General features: G+C 28.6%; 17 protein-coding genes. 2 read left to right on the top strand and 15 right to left on the bottom strand.

Going from position 1 to position 16,315, the window contains the following annotated elements; translation table 11 throughout:
• Positions 1 to 97: 97 nt before the first annotated feature.
• The 3 genes from Q5O44_RS13895 to Q5O44_RS13885 all read right to left on the bottom strand — a co-directional run bounded on the left by Q5O44_RS13895 (position 98) and on the right by Q5O44_RS13885 (position 2,376).
• On the bottom strand, positions 98 to 994 hold the full coding sequence (locus tag Q5O44_RS13895) for a MurR/RpiR family transcriptional regulator (protein ID WP_022169050.1): 897 nt from the start codon (positions 992 to 994) through the stop codon (positions 98 to 100).
• Between the two features lie 113 nt (positions 995 to 1,107).
• Positions 1,108 to 1,653: a class I SAM-dependent methyltransferase gene (locus tag Q5O44_RS13890; RefSeq protein ID WP_022169049.1), complete on the bottom strand. Its 546-nt coding sequence runs from the start codon at positions 1,651 to 1,653 to the stop codon at positions 1,108 to 1,110.
• A 3-nt stretch (positions 1,654 to 1,656) separates the two neighbouring features.
• Positions 1,657 to 2,376 carry a pseudouridine synthase gene (locus Q5O44_RS13885; protein ID WP_022169048.1) on the bottom strand — a complete coding sequence of 240 codons (720 nt, stop codon included), beginning with the start codon at positions 2,374 to 2,376 and terminating at the stop codon, positions 1,657 to 1,659.
• 188 nt (positions 2,377 to 2,564) lie between these two features.
• Between Q5O44_RS13885 and ilvA the strand changes: the two genes are divergently transcribed.
• Entirely contained in the window at positions 2,565 to 3,770 is a 1,206-nt protein-coding gene (ilvA, locus tag Q5O44_RS13880; RefSeq protein WP_022169047.1) for a threonine ammonia-lyase, read from the top strand.
• A gap of 221 nt (positions 3,771 to 3,991) precedes the next feature.
• On the opposite strand, the gene pyrE is transcribed toward ilvA, so the two are convergent.
• The 11 genes from pyrE to Q5O44_RS13825 form a co-directional block, all read right to left on the bottom strand.
• Positions 3,992 to 4,663, bottom strand: coding sequence for an orotate phosphoribosyltransferase (pyrE, locus tag Q5O44_RS13875; RefSeq protein WP_022169046.1), 672 nt, complete (start codon positions 4,661 to 4,663; stop codon positions 3,992 to 3,994).
• Between the two features lie 83 nt (positions 4,664 to 4,746).
• The gene (hypE, locus tag Q5O44_RS13870; RefSeq protein ID WP_022169045.1) at positions 4,747 to 5,751 is read right to left on the bottom strand and encodes a hydrogenase expression/formation protein HypE; all 1,005 of its coding nucleotides are present in this window, start codon (positions 5,749 to 5,751) and stop codon (positions 4,747 to 4,749) included.
• Positions 5,751 to 6,836 carry a hydrogenase formation protein HypD gene (gene hypD, locus Q5O44_RS13865; protein ID WP_022169044.1) on the bottom strand — a complete coding sequence of 362 codons (1,086 nt, stop codon included), beginning with the start codon at positions 6,834 to 6,836 and terminating at the stop codon, positions 5,751 to 5,753. Before hypD ends, hypE begins: the two co-directional genes overlap by 1 nt.
• On the bottom strand, positions 6,826 to 7,065 hold the full coding sequence (locus Q5O44_RS13860) for a HypC/HybG/HupF family hydrogenase formation chaperone (protein ID WP_022169043.1): 240 nt from the start codon (positions 7,063 to 7,065) through the stop codon (positions 6,826 to 6,828). The genes hypD and Q5O44_RS13860 overlap by 11 nt, the downstream gene beginning before the upstream one ends.
• A gap of 112 nt (positions 7,066 to 7,177) precedes the next feature.
• Entirely contained in the window at positions 7,178 to 8,092 is a 915-nt protein-coding gene (locus Q5O44_RS13855) for an LD-carboxypeptidase (protein WP_022169042.1), read from the bottom strand.
• A gap of 116 nt (positions 8,093 to 8,208) precedes the next feature.
• Entirely contained in the window at positions 8,209 to 9,144 is a 936-nt protein-coding gene (locus Q5O44_RS13850; protein WP_022169041.1) for a hypothetical protein, read from the bottom strand.
• Positions 9,145 to 9,263: 119 nt separating this feature from the next.
• Positions 9,264 to 9,992, bottom strand: coding sequence for an HAD-IB family hydrolase (locus tag Q5O44_RS13845; protein WP_022169040.1), 729 nt, complete (start codon positions 9,990 to 9,992; stop codon positions 9,264 to 9,266).
• Positions 9,993 to 10,064: 72 nt separating this feature from the next.
• Positions 10,065 to 10,877, bottom strand: coding sequence for a TerC/Alx family metal homeostasis membrane protein (locus Q5O44_RS13840; RefSeq protein WP_022169039.1), 813 nt, complete (start codon positions 10,875 to 10,877; stop codon positions 10,065 to 10,067).
• 223 nt (positions 10,878 to 11,100) lie between these two features.
• A complete protein-coding gene (locus Q5O44_RS13835) occupies positions 11,101 to 11,595 on the bottom strand; it encodes a DUF1461 domain-containing protein (protein WP_022169038.1) in 495 nt (164 codons plus the stop codon).
• Positions 11,596 to 11,687: 92 nt separating this feature from the next.
• Positions 11,688 to 12,653, bottom strand: a complete 966-nt coding sequence (locus tag Q5O44_RS13830) for a DUF523 and DUF1722 domain-containing protein (RefSeq protein ID WP_022169037.1) — start codon at positions 12,651 to 12,653, stop codon at positions 11,688 to 11,690.
• 65 nt (positions 12,654 to 12,718) lie between these two features.
• A complete protein-coding gene (locus Q5O44_RS13825; protein ID WP_022169036.1) occupies positions 12,719 to 13,696 on the bottom strand; it encodes a hypothetical protein in 978 nt (325 codons plus the stop codon).
• A 298-nt stretch (positions 13,697 to 13,994) separates the two neighbouring features.
• Here Q5O44_RS13825 and Q5O44_RS13820 point away from each other — a divergent pair, with 298 nt between their 5' ends.
• Positions 13,995 to 14,816 carry a tyrosine-type recombinase/integrase gene (locus Q5O44_RS13820; RefSeq protein ID WP_022169035.1) on the top strand — a complete coding sequence of 274 codons (822 nt, stop codon included), beginning with the start codon at positions 13,995 to 13,997 and terminating at the stop codon, positions 14,814 to 14,816.
• A gap of 45 nt (positions 14,817 to 14,861) precedes the next feature.
• Here the strand turns inward: Q5O44_RS13820 and Q5O44_RS13815 are convergent, their stop codons facing one another.
• On the bottom strand, positions 14,862 to 16,310 hold the full coding sequence (locus Q5O44_RS13815) for a PLP-dependent aminotransferase family protein (RefSeq protein ID WP_022169034.1): 1,449 nt from the start codon (positions 16,308 to 16,310) through the stop codon (positions 14,862 to 14,864).
• Between the last annotated feature and the right edge of the window lie 5 nt (positions 16,311 to 16,315).

Genomic DNA, 16,315 nt, shown 5'->3' with positions numbered 1-16,315 from the left:
TTACTATTACCTTAGCCATAATCTTTTCTCCTTTATGTTAAAAATTAAAGGAATTAACTTTTGCTAATTCCTTTAGTACTACAATCACAATATTTGTTTAAAATTCATCATCATTATTATGATTATAAGAATATACATTATATTCTTTCCAAATTTCTTCTAGACTGTTGAATGTAGTGGATACACTTTCCTTCTGTCTTAATCCTACTGCAATTATTAATGCATTAATAACAGACAACGGTGCTACTAATGAATCAACAAATGAAGCCATATTGCTTTGAGCAATTAAAGCATAATCTGCTCTTTGTGCAAGCGGGGATACGATGCTATCAGTTAAAGCAACAACTGTAGCTCCTCTATCTTGTGCAAAACTTAATACATCAATAGTTCTATTAGCATATCTTGGGAATCCTATACCTATTACAAGATCACCTTCGCCTACATTTATCATTTCTTCAAAAATATCAGAAATACCGTAACCTACAGTTTTTACATTTTGTAGTATTACATTTAAATAGAATCCTAAAAATTCTGCAAGAGCCATTGAACTTCTAAGTCCAACAATATAAATCCTTTTTGCTTCAAAGATATTATTTACAACATCTTCAAAGGTTGAGTAATTTATTTTTTCCATGGTTGCTCTGATATTTTCCATATCAGCTTTTAAAACCCCTTTAAGTGTATATCCATTACAAATATAGTCGTTAGATAAATCAAGTCTTTGAACAGTTGTAAGCTTATTTTTAATTAGCTCCTGTAAAGATTTTTGTAAACTTGGATATCCAGAGAAACCTAGTTCGATAGCAAAACGTACAACTGTGGATTCAGACACCCCTACCGAACTTCCAAGTTTAGCTGCAGTCATAAAAGCAGCTTTGTCATAATTTTTAAGTATATATTCAGATATTAATTTTTGACCCTTACTAAGTTTGGGAAACTTATTATGAATAATGGCCATTAAATCTTGAGCTTCATCATTGTTGGTTTTATCCATTGTTAAATCCTTTCTTTTTCAAATAATCAGCTTAAATTATTTTAGCACTTATAATAAATATTATCAACGATATTATAAATTTAAAATTTTATTTTTTCAATATAATGTAAATTTTATTTCTTTTCTATGACTATTAATAATGGTGCTGTTTTTGCTCTATTTAAATATTCATGAAGCATTACCCCATATATGTTTTTAGGTAAGTTTCTCACATACTCCATAATGAAGTGTTCTTCATTCTTTCCTTCTGCATGACCCCTATAAACTGCAATAGTCATTATTCCATTACTATCTAAAAATTCTAATCCCTCTTCAATACTTTTCATAGTTGTTTTTGCTAACGTAGTTATTTCTTTATTACCTCCTGGAAGAAATCCTAAGTTATACATTATGCAATTTACCTTATCTTCTAGAACATACTCCTTAAATTTATGATGAGAATCATTAATAACAGAGACATTCTCCTTATTTTTAAGTTTATAATTTAAACAAGCTTCTTCTTGAACATCAAATGAGTAAACTTTTTCAAATCTTTCGCACAGAAAATCTGTATCATAACCATTCCCTAAAGTAGCATCAATGGCTACAACTCTTTTTTCTAAATGATTTTCAATAATACTATGAGATAAATCACTAATATCAGAAACATATTTAAACATATTTTATAGCTCCTTTATATATTGAACTTCTTCTTTTGTCAGTTCTCTATATTTCCCCTTTTGTAAATAACCTAGTTTTAATTCACCTATAGACACTCTTTTTAGAGATATAACTTCATGATTAAGAGATGAACACATTCTTCTTATCTGTCTATTTTTTCCTTCGTGAATAGTAATTTCTACAGTAGATATATATGAATTTTTTACTAAATCTTCTGAAATAATTCTTATCTTTGCTGGCGCTGTAACATATCCACCAATGTCTAATCCTTTTTCAAATTTTTCAATATCTTGTTTTGAAAATATACCTTTACATTCAGCTATGTACTTTTTATCGATTTCAACTCTTGGATGAATGATATTATTATATACATCACCATCATTAGTTAATAATAAAAGTCCAGAACTATCGTAATCAAGTCTTCCTATTGGATATACTCTTTCTTCAACCTTAACAATATCTAAGATGGTCTTTCTTCCTTTTTCATCTTTAGCAGATGTAATAACTCCCTCAGGCTTATTAAGCATTATATACACTTTATTTTCTTCTGGAAGTATTCTTTTCCCTTCGTATTCAACTATATCATCTAAAGTAACTTTAGTACCTAGTTCATTTATAATCATTCCATTAACCTTTACTTTTCCGGCTAATATTATTTCTTCACATTTTCTTCTAGATGCCACACCACATCTAGCCATATACTTTTGTAATCTTTCTTCCATGTTTGTCACTCCATATTTATTATTCAAGCTAATTATATATTTTACTGACTGTTAATACAACATTTAAATTCCATATAAATTATTAGCTTTATTTATATTTAAGTTTATATCGTATTTTTCACTACCATATGGTAAAATATATAAATAATTGAAATAAAAATAAATTTTATAAAAATTTGGGGTGGATTATGTATATTGATGAAGCAAAAAAAGCAAGAAGAAGAATTGAGAATATTATCGTTAAAACACCATTATTACATAGCGATATTTTTAGTAAACTTTCTTCAAATGATGTGTTTATGAAGTGTGAAAATCTTCAAGTTACAGGGGCTTATAAAATCAGAGGAGCTCTTAATAAAATTTCTCAACTATCTGAAGAGGAAAAAAAGAAAGGAGTAGTCTGCTCATCAGCTGGAAATCATGCTCAAGGAGTAGCCTATGCATCTTCACTGTTGGGAATTGAATCAACCATTGTAATGCCTAAAACAACACCATATTTAAAAGTTCAATCAACAAGGAATTATGGTGGAAATACAGTGTTATTTGGCTCATGTTATGATGATGCCTTCCTAGAAGCAAAAAGAATTGAAAAAGAAGAAGGAAAGGTTTTTATTCCTCCATTTGACGATTTCGATATAATCTATGGTCAAGGAACTATTGCATTAGAAATCTTAGAGGATTTACCAGAAGTAGACTATATAGTATGTCCTATAGGTGGTGGTGGCCTTATAAGTGGTATAAGCTTAGTTGCCAAATCTATAAATCCAAATGTAAAAATTATAGGTGTACAAGCTACTGGGGCTCCTTCAATGTATGAAAGTATTAATAGAGGTGAAAGAATTACATTAGATGAAGTAAACACCATAGCAGATGGTATAGCTGTAAAATCTCCTGGTGAAAAGACTTTTGAAATAGTTGGCAAATATGTTGATGAAATAATCACTGTAACAGAAAGTGAAATTGTGGATGCATTCTTATTATTAAGTGAAAAGCATAAGCTTTTAGGTGAAGCTTCAGGAGTTGTTTCTCTGGCGGCACTAAATAAGATTGATTGTAATGATAAAAAGATTTGTTCAGTAATAAGTGGCGGTAATATTGATATGCTTACTATATCAAACCTTATAAATAACGGACTTGTATCAGGTGGCAGATTATTCTGTTTCTCAGTTGAGCTTCCAGATGTTCCAGGACAATTGGTGGAAATTTCTCAAATATTATCAGAAGAAAATGCCAATGTAGTTAAGCTTGAACATAACCAATTTAAAGCAATTAATAGAATTAATAATGTTTTACTTGAAGTAACGGTGGAAACTAATGGTCATGAACACATCAATCAAATAATCAAACATTTTAACAGTAGAGGATATAAAATTAATATCATGTATAAAGGATAAGTGATAATTATGAATGATGAATGATGAGTGATGAATTGCAGTATAAACTCCTTAGGGAGTTCATCATTCATTTTTCATTTTTCATTCTTAATTTTACATTTATTAAAGAAACTCTCTGAGTTTCATCCTTAATTCATCATTCGTAATTCATCATTCGTAATTCATCATTCGTAATTCATCACCCATCATTAAAAAAAGCAGTATCAAATACTGCTTTTTTTCTAAGCTCCATAGATTGAATAATATTCTTCTATTCTAGCTTTTATTTCATCATTAATATATACTTTTCCATTAATTTCTCTATTATATAGATATTCAACTACTTCCTTCATTGAAACAATTGCATAAGTAGTGATACCAAAAGCTTCTTTTATTTCTGCTTGAGCTGATTTATCTCCTCTACCCTTTTCCATTCTATCAACTGATATAACTAGACCTTGAATCTTCACATCTCCTTGAGCCTTTAATATAGGGGCTGTTTCATATATAGAAGTTCCTGCTGTCATAACATCTTCAACAATAACTACTCTCTTAGTTTCATCTAATTTAGCACCTAATAGTATTCCACCTTCACCATGGTCCTTTACTTCTTTTCTATTAGAGCAGTACTCAACATTTAAATCATATAATTTGTTCATTGATATTGCTGTTGTAACTGTTAAAGGTATTCCTTTATAAGCTGGTCCAAAAAGCACATCAACTTCTTTACCAAAATGTTCATTTATAGCTTTTGCATAAAACATTCCTAATTTATCTAACTGTTCACCAGTTGTATAATTTCCTGTATTAATAAAGAAAGGAGTCTTTCTTCCACTCTTTGTTATAAAATCTCCAAATCTTAAAACATTGCTTTCCACCATAAATTCGATAAACTCTTGTTTGTATTGTTCCATTATAAGCTTCCCCTCTCAAACACGTATATTTTTCTAATTAATTGTAACATTAATCGCGAAAAAAGCCAATAACTTTATTTTTTTCAACAAATTCTAGGTAATTGTTCTCCTTTCATTGGAAGACATTTAACTTTTGCACCAATAACTGTCTCTAAGTACAGATTCTTCTTACCATCACCAATAACTTCTCCAATAATAGCAGCCTCTCTTCCTTCTTGGCTGTTTCTTAACAAGTTTAAAACCTCCATAGAGTCTTCTTTTGAAACAACAATGATTACTTTACCTTCATTGGCCAGATATAGAGGATTTAAGCCTAATAACCCACTGAATTCTGCTACTTCTTCACTAATAGGAAGCTTATTTTCATAAATAATCATTTCTTTATTAGAAGCATCTATTATTTCTAATAAAGTTGTAATAACACCTCCTCTGGTAGGATCTCTCATGACCTTTATTTCATAACAATTTTCTAATATCTTACCTATGATACCATTTAAACTTTGGCAATCACTTTTTAAAAGAGAACTATCACATAAATTATTTCTCTCATTCATGATGGCAGCTCCATGGTCACCTATTGTACCACTTATGATTATCTTGTCGCCTTTTTTAATACTTTTCATTCCTATCGGTCTATTTTTAGTAATTACACCTATGCCTGTGGTATTTATAAAGAGCTTATCCCCTTTACCCTTTTCCACTACCTTTGTATCACCACATACTATTTTTACATTAGCTTTCATTGCTTCATGGCTAATTGTCTTAACTATTTCCTTTAGTTCATCTATAGCAAGTCCTTCCTCAATAATAAAGGAAAGTGATAAATATAAAGGAATAGCTCCAACCACAGACAAATCATTTACTGTTCCACAAATAGATAGTTTTCCTATATTACCTCCATTAAAAAATATGGGATCAACTACAAAACTATCTGTAGTCATGGTAATTTCACCTGGTAGTTTACCAAGATTACTGGCATCATTTTTTTGCAATAGAAATTCATTACCTAAATATTTAAAAAATAATTCTTCTATTAATTGATTAGTTTCCTCTCCACCACTACCATGTGATAACTGAATAAAATCCATCACTGCTCATCCCTTCTATACTTATAATAATTACTGCATGTACCCTCATTAGAAACCATACAAGGCCCCAATGGATTGCTTGGTGTACATATTTTCCCAAAACATTTACATTCCCTTGGAGTCTTCATTCCCTTAATAATACTTCCACAAATACAATTATTTGAAATTTCTATACTATTAAATTTAACTTTAAACTTTTTTAATGCATCATACTGCTCATAAGACTTATTTAGTTTATATCCACTATCTGTAACTTCACCAAGCCCTCGCCAAAAGCTGCTGCTTATACCAAAAACCTCTTCAATCTTTTTCTTAGCTATAATATTGCCTTCTTTTTTTACTACGCTCTTATAATAATTGACGCAAGTATATTCTTTCTTTTCAGCCATCAATGATATCTTCAAAATACTTGCTAAAATTTCTAATGAAGTAAACCCTGATATAACCATTGGTATATTGTATTTTTCAGCTAAAGCTTTGAATTCCTCACTACCGGTTATAGCACAAACATTACCTGGGCATATTAACCCATTGATTCCTATATATTTATCTTTAAGAAGATATTCAATGATAGGTGGCATTCTCTTAATAGCTACAATAAAACTCAAGTTACTTATATTTTTCATTTTTGTCTTTATTAAAATATCAGCATATATAGGTACAATTGTTTCAAAGCCAACAGCCATGAAAACTATTTCTTCATCCTTATTATTCTCTGCTAAAGTTAATAATTCTTCTGGTGAATATATAACTTCAATTTTCTTTCCTTTTGCCTTTTCTTTTATTAAACTACTATAACTACCTGGAACCTTAAGCATATCAGCAAATGTAGCTATTACTACGCCTTTATCTAGCAGAAAAATAGCATTATCTATATAATTTATTTCAGTTACACATACAGGACATCCTGGTCCAGAAATAAGTTGTATATTCTTAGGCATTACTTTATCGATACCATACTTATAGATGGACATTGTATGTGTTCCACATACCTCCATTATCTTCATGGGATTTTTAACATAATCATTGATCTTTAGTATCATATCCTTGGATAAATTTAAATTCTCCACTAGATTAAGCGCCATTTACTTCTCCTTCTAACACCTCTAATAACTCTTTAAAAATTTCTAAAGTTTCCTCAGCTTCTGCCTTTTCAATCTTAGTAATTGCAAAGCCTGCATGTACCAAAACATAATCTCCTATCTTTAAATCAGGAATTAAAGTAGTTACAATGTTCTTTTTTATAGTCCCAAAGCTTACAGAGGCAGTACCATCCTTTACATCCACCACTTCTCCCGGCATAGCAACACACATATAATCACCTCTTTCATATATTATAATTGTATAATAATGGTAATGCTTTTTAAATAGCTTTCTTTTTTATGTAAGGTTAAACAAAAAGTGAGATAATTAATACCTCACTGCTTTAAATAATCTTTATGTTTTTGTTTTTAGAATCAATAACAACTTCTACACCCATTGGTAGGGTAAGAGACGGCAAACTATGTCCACAAGCAACTCCTGCAATTATAGGCTTTCCACAAGGCTTAATCAATTCTTTAATCACTTCAGAAATTGTTAAGCTTTGATTAGGATTAGAAGGTTCACAACTTGAAAAATAGCCAAATATAATACCTGCACAATCATTTATCTTTCCTGCTTGAACTAGTTGAAGAAGCATCCTATCAACTTTATAAGGCTCTTCTCCAATTTCCTCAATGAAAAGGATCTTATTTCTAGTATCTATCTCATTTTCTGTACCCAAAGATGAACATATTATTGAAAGATTTCCTCCTATAAGATTTCCTCTTGCCTTTCCCTCAACAATACATTTAATTTCTTTATTCCTTGGATTATATATATTACCTTTTAAATCATGAGCAAATATCATTTTTTTTAAACTATTTAATGTGAATTTATCTGCTCCTTCGTATAATTCCGTTGCTGGCATTGGTGCATGATAAGTAATCATATTGCAACGTTGATTGATAGCAATATGAAGCATAGTAATATCACTATAACCAAATAGTGCTTTAGGATTTTCCTTAATTGCTGTGAAATTTATCTTATCAAGCAATCTTGCGCACCCATATCCCCCCCTTAAGGAATACACAGCTTTTATATCCTTATTCTGAAACATTTCATTTATATCATCAGCTCTAAGATTATCTTTTCCTGCCAAATACCCATGCTTTAAAGTACAACTTTTACCTAATACCACCTTAAGTCCTAGGCATTCTAAAGCATTAATTGCCCCCTCTAGTCTCTCTCTTACTATTGGACCTGCGGGAGCAATATACCCTACCTTATCACCTTTCTTTAATGGATCTGGCCTTAGCACATAACCACTTCCTTTAGAAAAATATCTTTCTTTGTAAATATATTTAAATAAATAATATTTAGAATTACTAAAATAATAAAAAAATAGGGGCTAAAAACACTAATGACTTATCTATCTTATATGCATACACTAATTGGAATAATCAAGATTGTTTCTCCTTCAACTTTACACTTAGGTTGACTAGGTAATATTATCCCTGAATCATTTATATTATTACCTATATCACAACAACAATTAAGTAAATTTTCATAAAATTGAGGATGTCCTGTTTTTCTTAGTAAATGAATATGCTCATTTTTGCTACATATCTTAACTATTTTCCCTATAACTTTACAAGGGCATTCTACTTCGTCAAATATATTTGAATAAGTATCAAAGAAGTTCTTATTATTTACTATTACAACAACATCATTACCTTCAGTTTTAATAATTAAATCCTTTGTATCATTGCTGGTAAGTAGTGTATTTAGATGCTCCATCTGCTTAAACACAAGCTGAAAATTATTTAATATCTTTTCATCGCAAGTACAGTATTTTTTCATTTCAGATATTCCAATACAGTTAACAGCATCATAAAATACATCTAAATATGATAATACCGACTCTGAACTTATGGTTCCTGTAATTTCAATATAATCACCAACTTTTAAATCCTGATTATTTCTCCAATCACCTGTAACGCTTTTTAATAAATTAGAATCTATCAGACTATTCATAAGCTGTGAATGTAATTCAAAGCTTGTATAAATTCTTGTAAGCTCTTCTTCACGCCTACAAAATCTACGACCATCTAAATTCTGTCTATTTTCTTTTCCTTCTGTGGTGTTACAGGCGTTATTATAACTCTTTCCTTTATAACCATCTCTTTCATCTTTCATTTGTCTATCTTCCTGAAAATATAAATCTTTATCTGTAAAATCAACTCCAGCGGAAATCGTTCTATCTTCTATCCACTTTGAAGTTCGTTTTTCTATATATCCATTTATAATAAGAGAATTCAAATTTTTAGTAAGGCCTTCATCAAGGTAAATTAGCAAGTCAGTGATATTCAAGATTAATAACACCCTTCCTTAGAGTATTTATTATAGATATTTTATTCCATAGCAAAAATAAATGTTACAGTAACAAAATAAATACCTATGCTTATTTATTTCAGCATAGGTGCTTACTATTATATGATCTCTATTGAATTCATATCTAACTTATAAGTTACATCTTTTCTTTCAACAATTAAATTTATCTTATCTTTTAAACTTTCATCATTTTTAATTTTGCCTAGTAATTCTTTAGTAGGATTTATTGCAAAAGGACATCCAACAGATTTGAACATTGTATAATCACCAGAAGTATCTCCATAAGCATAACTTTTGCTTAAATCAATATCATGCTTTTCTACTAATTCATTAATAGCTTTCTGCTTGCTATCCGAATCCCACATTGGTACTACTTCTCCATTATATTTGCCATTTTCATCAAGCTCGTAAATAGTACCTCTATAATCATCCATATGGTATTTCTCAGACATTTCTTTAACTAATTCTAATGGAGAACCTGAAATTGCAATAACAATATGTCCTTGCTCTTTGTGCCATTTTATTCTCTCTCTTGTAAAGGTATATACTCTATCACCTTTTTGTTCAATAACTTTTCTTGCTATATGCTTGATATGCTCTTCTCCAGTTCCAATTATAGCTTCCATATATATATCTACCATCTTTAATAGATATGTATCATAATCCCCTTGCCTTTTATCCCAGCTAATATATGCAGGTCTTACTTCATTCTCCCACTTTTCTTTATCAACTAATTCATATTTAATTATCTTCTTAAATACTTCTGTTATTAAACCTTCTCTATATATTGTTCCATCAATATCAAAAAATGCTGCGATTTTACTCATATCTTTCTCCTTTGTGTATATAATTTAACTTAACTTAACTATATATTACATTAAGTATTAATTCAAGAAATATTAAAAAACAAGCGAAAGCAAAACGCTAATCAATAATATTATTACTATTATAATAAGTGAAAGTAACGTAGGTATAGTTATATTGAAGAACAGAAGAAGTAACTTTATCCCTGTAAAAATTAAGATACATCCTACGCCATATTTTATCCCTTTAAACATACTATTAAGCTTAGATAAAATAAAATAAAGGCTCCTTAGACCTATTATTGCAAAGATGTTTGATAAATATACTATTACCGCATTGGTTGTAATAGAAAATATGGCTGGAATAGAATCCATGGCAAATATTATATCTGAAGATTCAATAAGTAGTAAAATTAGAAATAAAGGAGTTGCATAAAGTTTATTATTTTTTCTAATAAAAAAATATTCACCTTCTATTTCATCGGTAAAAGGTATTATTCCTTTTAAGAATTTTACTATCTTTTTGTCGCTATAATTTGTAGAATCGTCATCCTCTTTTATCATCATTTTAAAACCACTAAATATTAAAATTACACTAAATATATAGGTTACGAAATGAAAATTGTTAATTATAGTTATACCTAAGAAAATAAATATAAACCTTAAAATCATAGCACCTATTATTCCATAGGTTAATACTCTCTTTTGATATTCCTGTGGTATATTAAAGCTGGTAAAAATCATGAGAAATAAGAACAAGTTATCTACACTTAAACTTAACTCAACTACATATCCCCCTAAATACTCTAAGGCAGATTCTTTACCCCAAATAATAAATACTATAAAATTAACAACAATAGATATGCTTACCCAAAATATAAAATTTTTTACTGCTTTTTTTGCTCTCATCATGTACCCCTTAAATTATATTCCCTAAATAATTTATATGTTGAATACATAAAATTTATTTCATAATATATTCATCTTCTTTTATTCTTCCCTTGATCTTTTGACAAATTATCAATTCAATACAAGTAAAAACTGTGCTTAAAATTAGAATTATTGTGGCACATAATAAAAAGAATTCCTTGGGCAAAGCTAATATTATTGAATCCTTTACCGTATCAAAAAGTCAGTAATCATTAGCGAAAACTATTTCATGAAATATTTTAAATAAATAATTAAAGTTAACCATAGAAAATGCTATTATTACAAAGCTAGTTACTATAGTAATTAGTAGAGATATTACAGGTATATTACCAATTGCTTTTTTAATTCTTTTTTTATTAATGAGTAAATAAATAACAAGCAAACTTATACTGAAGATAAGAAAAATATAAATTCCTATAAATATTTTTCTTACCTCTACAAAGTGATAAAGAGCATTATTACTTAATGTAAAACTTTCAAAACTCAAATCAGTTGTTTTTGGATTATTTATAAAATCTATTATTCTGCCATATTCAGCATATAATTTATTCCTTGGTATATTAAGGTTTTTGTCAATATGAAAAATCTTATTAGCTATCCTATAAGTCCCTTTGCAGTTTAGTACTACAACCGTTGCTAATAAGATGTTAAAGATTGATAAATAAGTTCCTTTTAAAAACTTCTTTAAGTGCTGCATAATTTCACTCCCTTCTCTTTATTAATTATACCCATTTTATTCCATATAAAAAAGAAGCATTGTTAAATGCTTCTTTTTCAAAATATTTAAGGTTAATGTATTGATTTTCCAGAGTCAGTTACTTGTATCAGTCCATCTGGATAAGGGTGAAAAAATGTTTGATCCTTTAAATTCTCTATATCAAATCTAATAATGTATCCTTTTATCAAATATTGCAAAACTGAAAATGGAACAATTCCATTTCTATATTTATCTATTGTACTCCAAATAAATTTTACTTCTTCATCAGAAAGTTGTTCCCTAAATTGTTCTATGGCACGAAGGCATACATTTATATTAGATGTATATCTAGGTGTTCTACTTAACAAAACATTTAACGTGTTTTCATATTCTTTTATTAAGGTTAAAAAATCATCACCATTATAATTATAGATTAATTCATCTAATAGCTTTGAATATTTCTGACTATAAGAAATGAATAACATTGAATTCTTTAAATGGAACTCTCTTAGAACTTCAAAGCTATTGGATTTCTTTACTTCTCTAAAATCTGATAATATATAAAGGTTTGTTAAAAATCTCTCTCTAATTTTATAGTTAGTGAGCCTACCTTCACTTTCAACTAGTAAATTAGGATATTTTTTTATTACTTCATCAGAAAACACTCCATTCCCTTTTTTGGTAAAACAACACTTTTCTATTTTAGGATAAATTTTTGCATCTTTTATACCACAAGTAGGTGACTTGCTTTTTAAGATAAATCCATCCACCTCTCCTAATTCACTTAAGAATTTTGAAGTAAACTCTTTTAACTCTTTTGTAAATATCATATTAGTCTTATTTTGTACTACATTATATCCATCATCATTTTCAATAATCTTCAAGGAATCTCTAGGCGTAGGGAGTCCACAACCTTGTTCAGGACATACTTTGATGAAATCAACATAATCACCCAAAATTTCAATAAAACTATTAGGTTCCATGCCTCCATTATATCTACAAGGTTCAAATCCAAGACATTTACTTACAACTATTATTGGTTTTCCACTATTAGACATTCCTTAACCTGCCTTTCTATACTATTCCTCTCTATTCATTAATAATAAAAAGATAATCTTCTAAGCTACTTATTTTGAATATCTAGCTTTAATTTAAATATTTCTTCTTTTAATTTTTCAATAACTAAATCTTTTTCCTTTAGCTTTTCATTAAATCCTCTTTCACTTTCTATGATTTCTGATTTAAATTCATCTTTAAGCTTTGAAATTTCCTCAGTCTTATCATTTAAAATCTTATGAATTTTATCATTTAACGAATTGCTATATTCTCTATACTCTTTTATTTCAGCCTTTAAGCTTGTAATTTCCTCTTTACTTTCTTTAAGATCTTCTTTTGTTATTTCCAGTTTTTCTTTTATTAGATCGTAATCTCTATATTTATCATCTAAAGACTCTAACTTAGCTTTATATTCTTCAGCAGCTTTATTATTACGTTTCTCTTCTTCAAGAAGAGCATTTAAAGACTCTATATGCATTTGTGAGCTTTTAATTATATCTGCTTTTTCTTTCAATTCCTTTTCAACAGTAGTTAATGCCAAGTTAACTCTGGAAAAGCTATCTTTTACAGTGTTAAGCTCCTTATTATTTTCTAGCAATGTATTTTCCATACCTTTTAGTTTCTCTTCTTTTTTAGTTATGGTTTGTTGAAGCCTTACAATTGTTTTATCACGGTTTTTAATTTCCACCATTGATTTTTCTATTTGTCTTTCCTCTAGAAAACTAGCCATTTCTAAAGAATTAATATAACTATTCTTTATTGAATCTAAAAGATATGTAAACTTTTCAATTTCCGTTTTTCTATCGGCAAATCTAGTGTCTTCAGTAATATTAAAGACTTCATACTGATCTAATAATGCAGAAACCATACTTTCTGCATCAGCAAACTTGCTTTGTAGCTCATTTAATCTATTTTTAGTATTTCTTTTTAGCTTAAGGCCTTTTGTTTCTAACTTTTCAGTTATTTCTTCTAATGTTTGTATATTTTCCTCAGTATTATTATTTTCTTTTTTGTTTTCATTATTACTATTTAATGCATTTTCCATAAAAACTCTCCTATCTACTTTTCCAACTTAGTTAACCACAGTTAACTAAGTTATCTTCAGTTAGCTATTAATACTATTATAACATAAATATAAAATTTTACAATTCAAATAAATGGTAAAATAAACTATAAAAAACTGCGTCTTTTCCAGAAAAGACGCAGTTTTTTTATAAACCTTGATTTTAAGCCATTTATAAGATATACTATTTTTATTAAATGGTAAAATACGCAGTATAAAAATACAAATGCGCAGTTTTTAAAAATATAAATTCAAATTTTGAGCAGAAAGGAATTTTCAAATGGATTTAAATGATGAAATGGTCGAGATGATGAAATTCTATGAATTTTATAAAAAAATAAAAGCAAGTGAGGAAAAAGATAAGTTAACTAATAAAAATAATGAATTATTTAAAAAAACAGAGGGAGCAAATAATAAAACAGAGGAAGTAAATTTAAATAGTTATGAAAAAGAAGAAAATTCTATTAATAAAATAGAGGGAGCAAATACACAGGATAAAAAGAAACTAAAAAAGAATCATATGGCCACAAGACCACTGGATAAAAATGAATATGAAGAAATTATTAAATTATGCAAAAGTGGATTTACATATATAGATAAAAAAACAGGGAGAGAAAAGACTTTTAGAAAAAACCCCTCATTAGTGTTTGCATTGGTACTTCAAGCTACTTTAGGTTTTAGAGCCAGTGATATAGTAAATTTAAAGGTAAGTGATTTTAGCAGAAATAAATTTTCCGTACAGGAAATAAAAACAGGTAAATGGCAAAACAGAGAAATAAATGATCATATGTATCAAAAAATATTGGAATATTCCATTGAAAATAATCTAGATAAAGATGACTATATATATCCCAATAAAATAAGAAATATGCAGCAACAATTAAAAATAATAACTGACTATTTAGGCTATAAGAATATTGGTACCCACTCTTTCAGAAAGTTATTTGCTCATACCATATATGAGGAGTCAAATCATGATATAGAGCTAGTAAGACATGTCTTAAATCATGGAGATATCAGAACAACCATGAGATACTTAGGAGTAAGTCAAAAAAGAGTTAAAGAAGTTATTGATAAAATTGATTTTTCTTATATATTATAATAGAAGAGGATATAGTTTTTTTACTTTAATCTATATCCTCTTCTATTATTTATTTTTTATTTCATTAACACATTCACTTATTATTTTAATACCCTCTTCTATTTCCTCCATGGTAATACGTGATAATCCAAGCCTTAAAGTATCTGACTTTTTATTATTAATATCAAAAATATCACCTGGAGCAAAAATAACTTTTCTTTCATAGCATTTTTGCAACAATTCTCTTGAATCAATACCTTCAATGGCAACATAAACATGCATACCATACTCTCCCCATATATATTTAGGCTTTAGATATTTATTAAGGCACTTTATAGCAAAATCATGTTTTTCTTTATAATACTTTCTAGTCCTTTTTATCTGTTTTTCGAAAGTACCACTTTTCAAATATTCATATAAAATAGCTTGATCTAAAAAGGATGTATGGATATTATAGCAACGTTTTACACTTTCTAAAGTATTGATTATTTTTTTATCAGCTAATACCCAACCCACTCTGATTCCAGGAAATAGTATTTTTGAAAAACTCCCGATATATATCACACCATTATTCTTTCCATCGAAGGCTGCCAAAGGTGCTATATGAGAATTATTATAATGTAACTCCTCATTAAAGCCATCTTCAATAATTGGTACGTTATATTGCTTAAATAAATTGTATATCTTAAAACGCTTTTCACCATTAATAACTATTCCTGTAGGATTATTATAAGACGGAGTAAGGTATCCTAATTTTATTTGATTATTTTTCAGTTTCTCTTCAAGATCCATTAAATCAATACCGTCTTCTGCAATATCAACACCTATTAAATTAAGCTTATGAAGCTTCATCAACTTAATGCTTGTATTATGAGTTGGATTTTCACAAATTATATTATCACCTTCACTGGTATAAGATGATAATATAAGCTGTAGCCCTTCAGTAAATCCATTAGTAATAATAAAACTCTTTTCATCAGTATTAACACCTTTCTTGTTCATATACTCATGAAGATAATCAATTAAAGGCTTATAACCCTGTGCATACCCATAGTTTAATATTTTATGTCCTTCTAATGCTATTCTATTTAAAAATGCTTTTTTAAATTCTTCCACATCAAATAATTCCCCATCAGGAGAAATACTTTTAAAGGAAATCATTCCTTTTTCCCATGGGATTTCACTTTTCACAGTATCAAGGCGGCAAGAAAGATTTGCATATTCATTACTTTTATTTGACCAATCAATATTCCATTCACCTTTTGAAGTTATGTTTTTATCAGCAACAAAGGTACCTTTACCCTTAACGGTATACAAAATGCCTTCTAACTCTAAATTTTCATAAGCAGTAATTACAGAATTGCGGCTTACCCCTATTATCTTAGCTAATTCTCTAGTTGCTGGAAGCTTACTGTTAGATGATAATATTCCATTTTCTATGGTTTTCTTTATATGCTGCTCTATCTGATAATAAATAGGTTCAGTTGAATTTAAATTTAAATTAGAAAATATCATACTTT

It is taken from the genome of Clostridium sp. CAG:221 (assembly GCA_000435835.1).
In the GTDB taxonomy this organism is placed as follows: domain Bacteria; phylum Bacillota; class Clostridia; order Clostridiales; family Clostridiaceae; genus Clostridium.
Note: the sequence above shows the minus strand (reverse complement) of the source record. Positions and strands in the feature narration are given on the sequence as shown.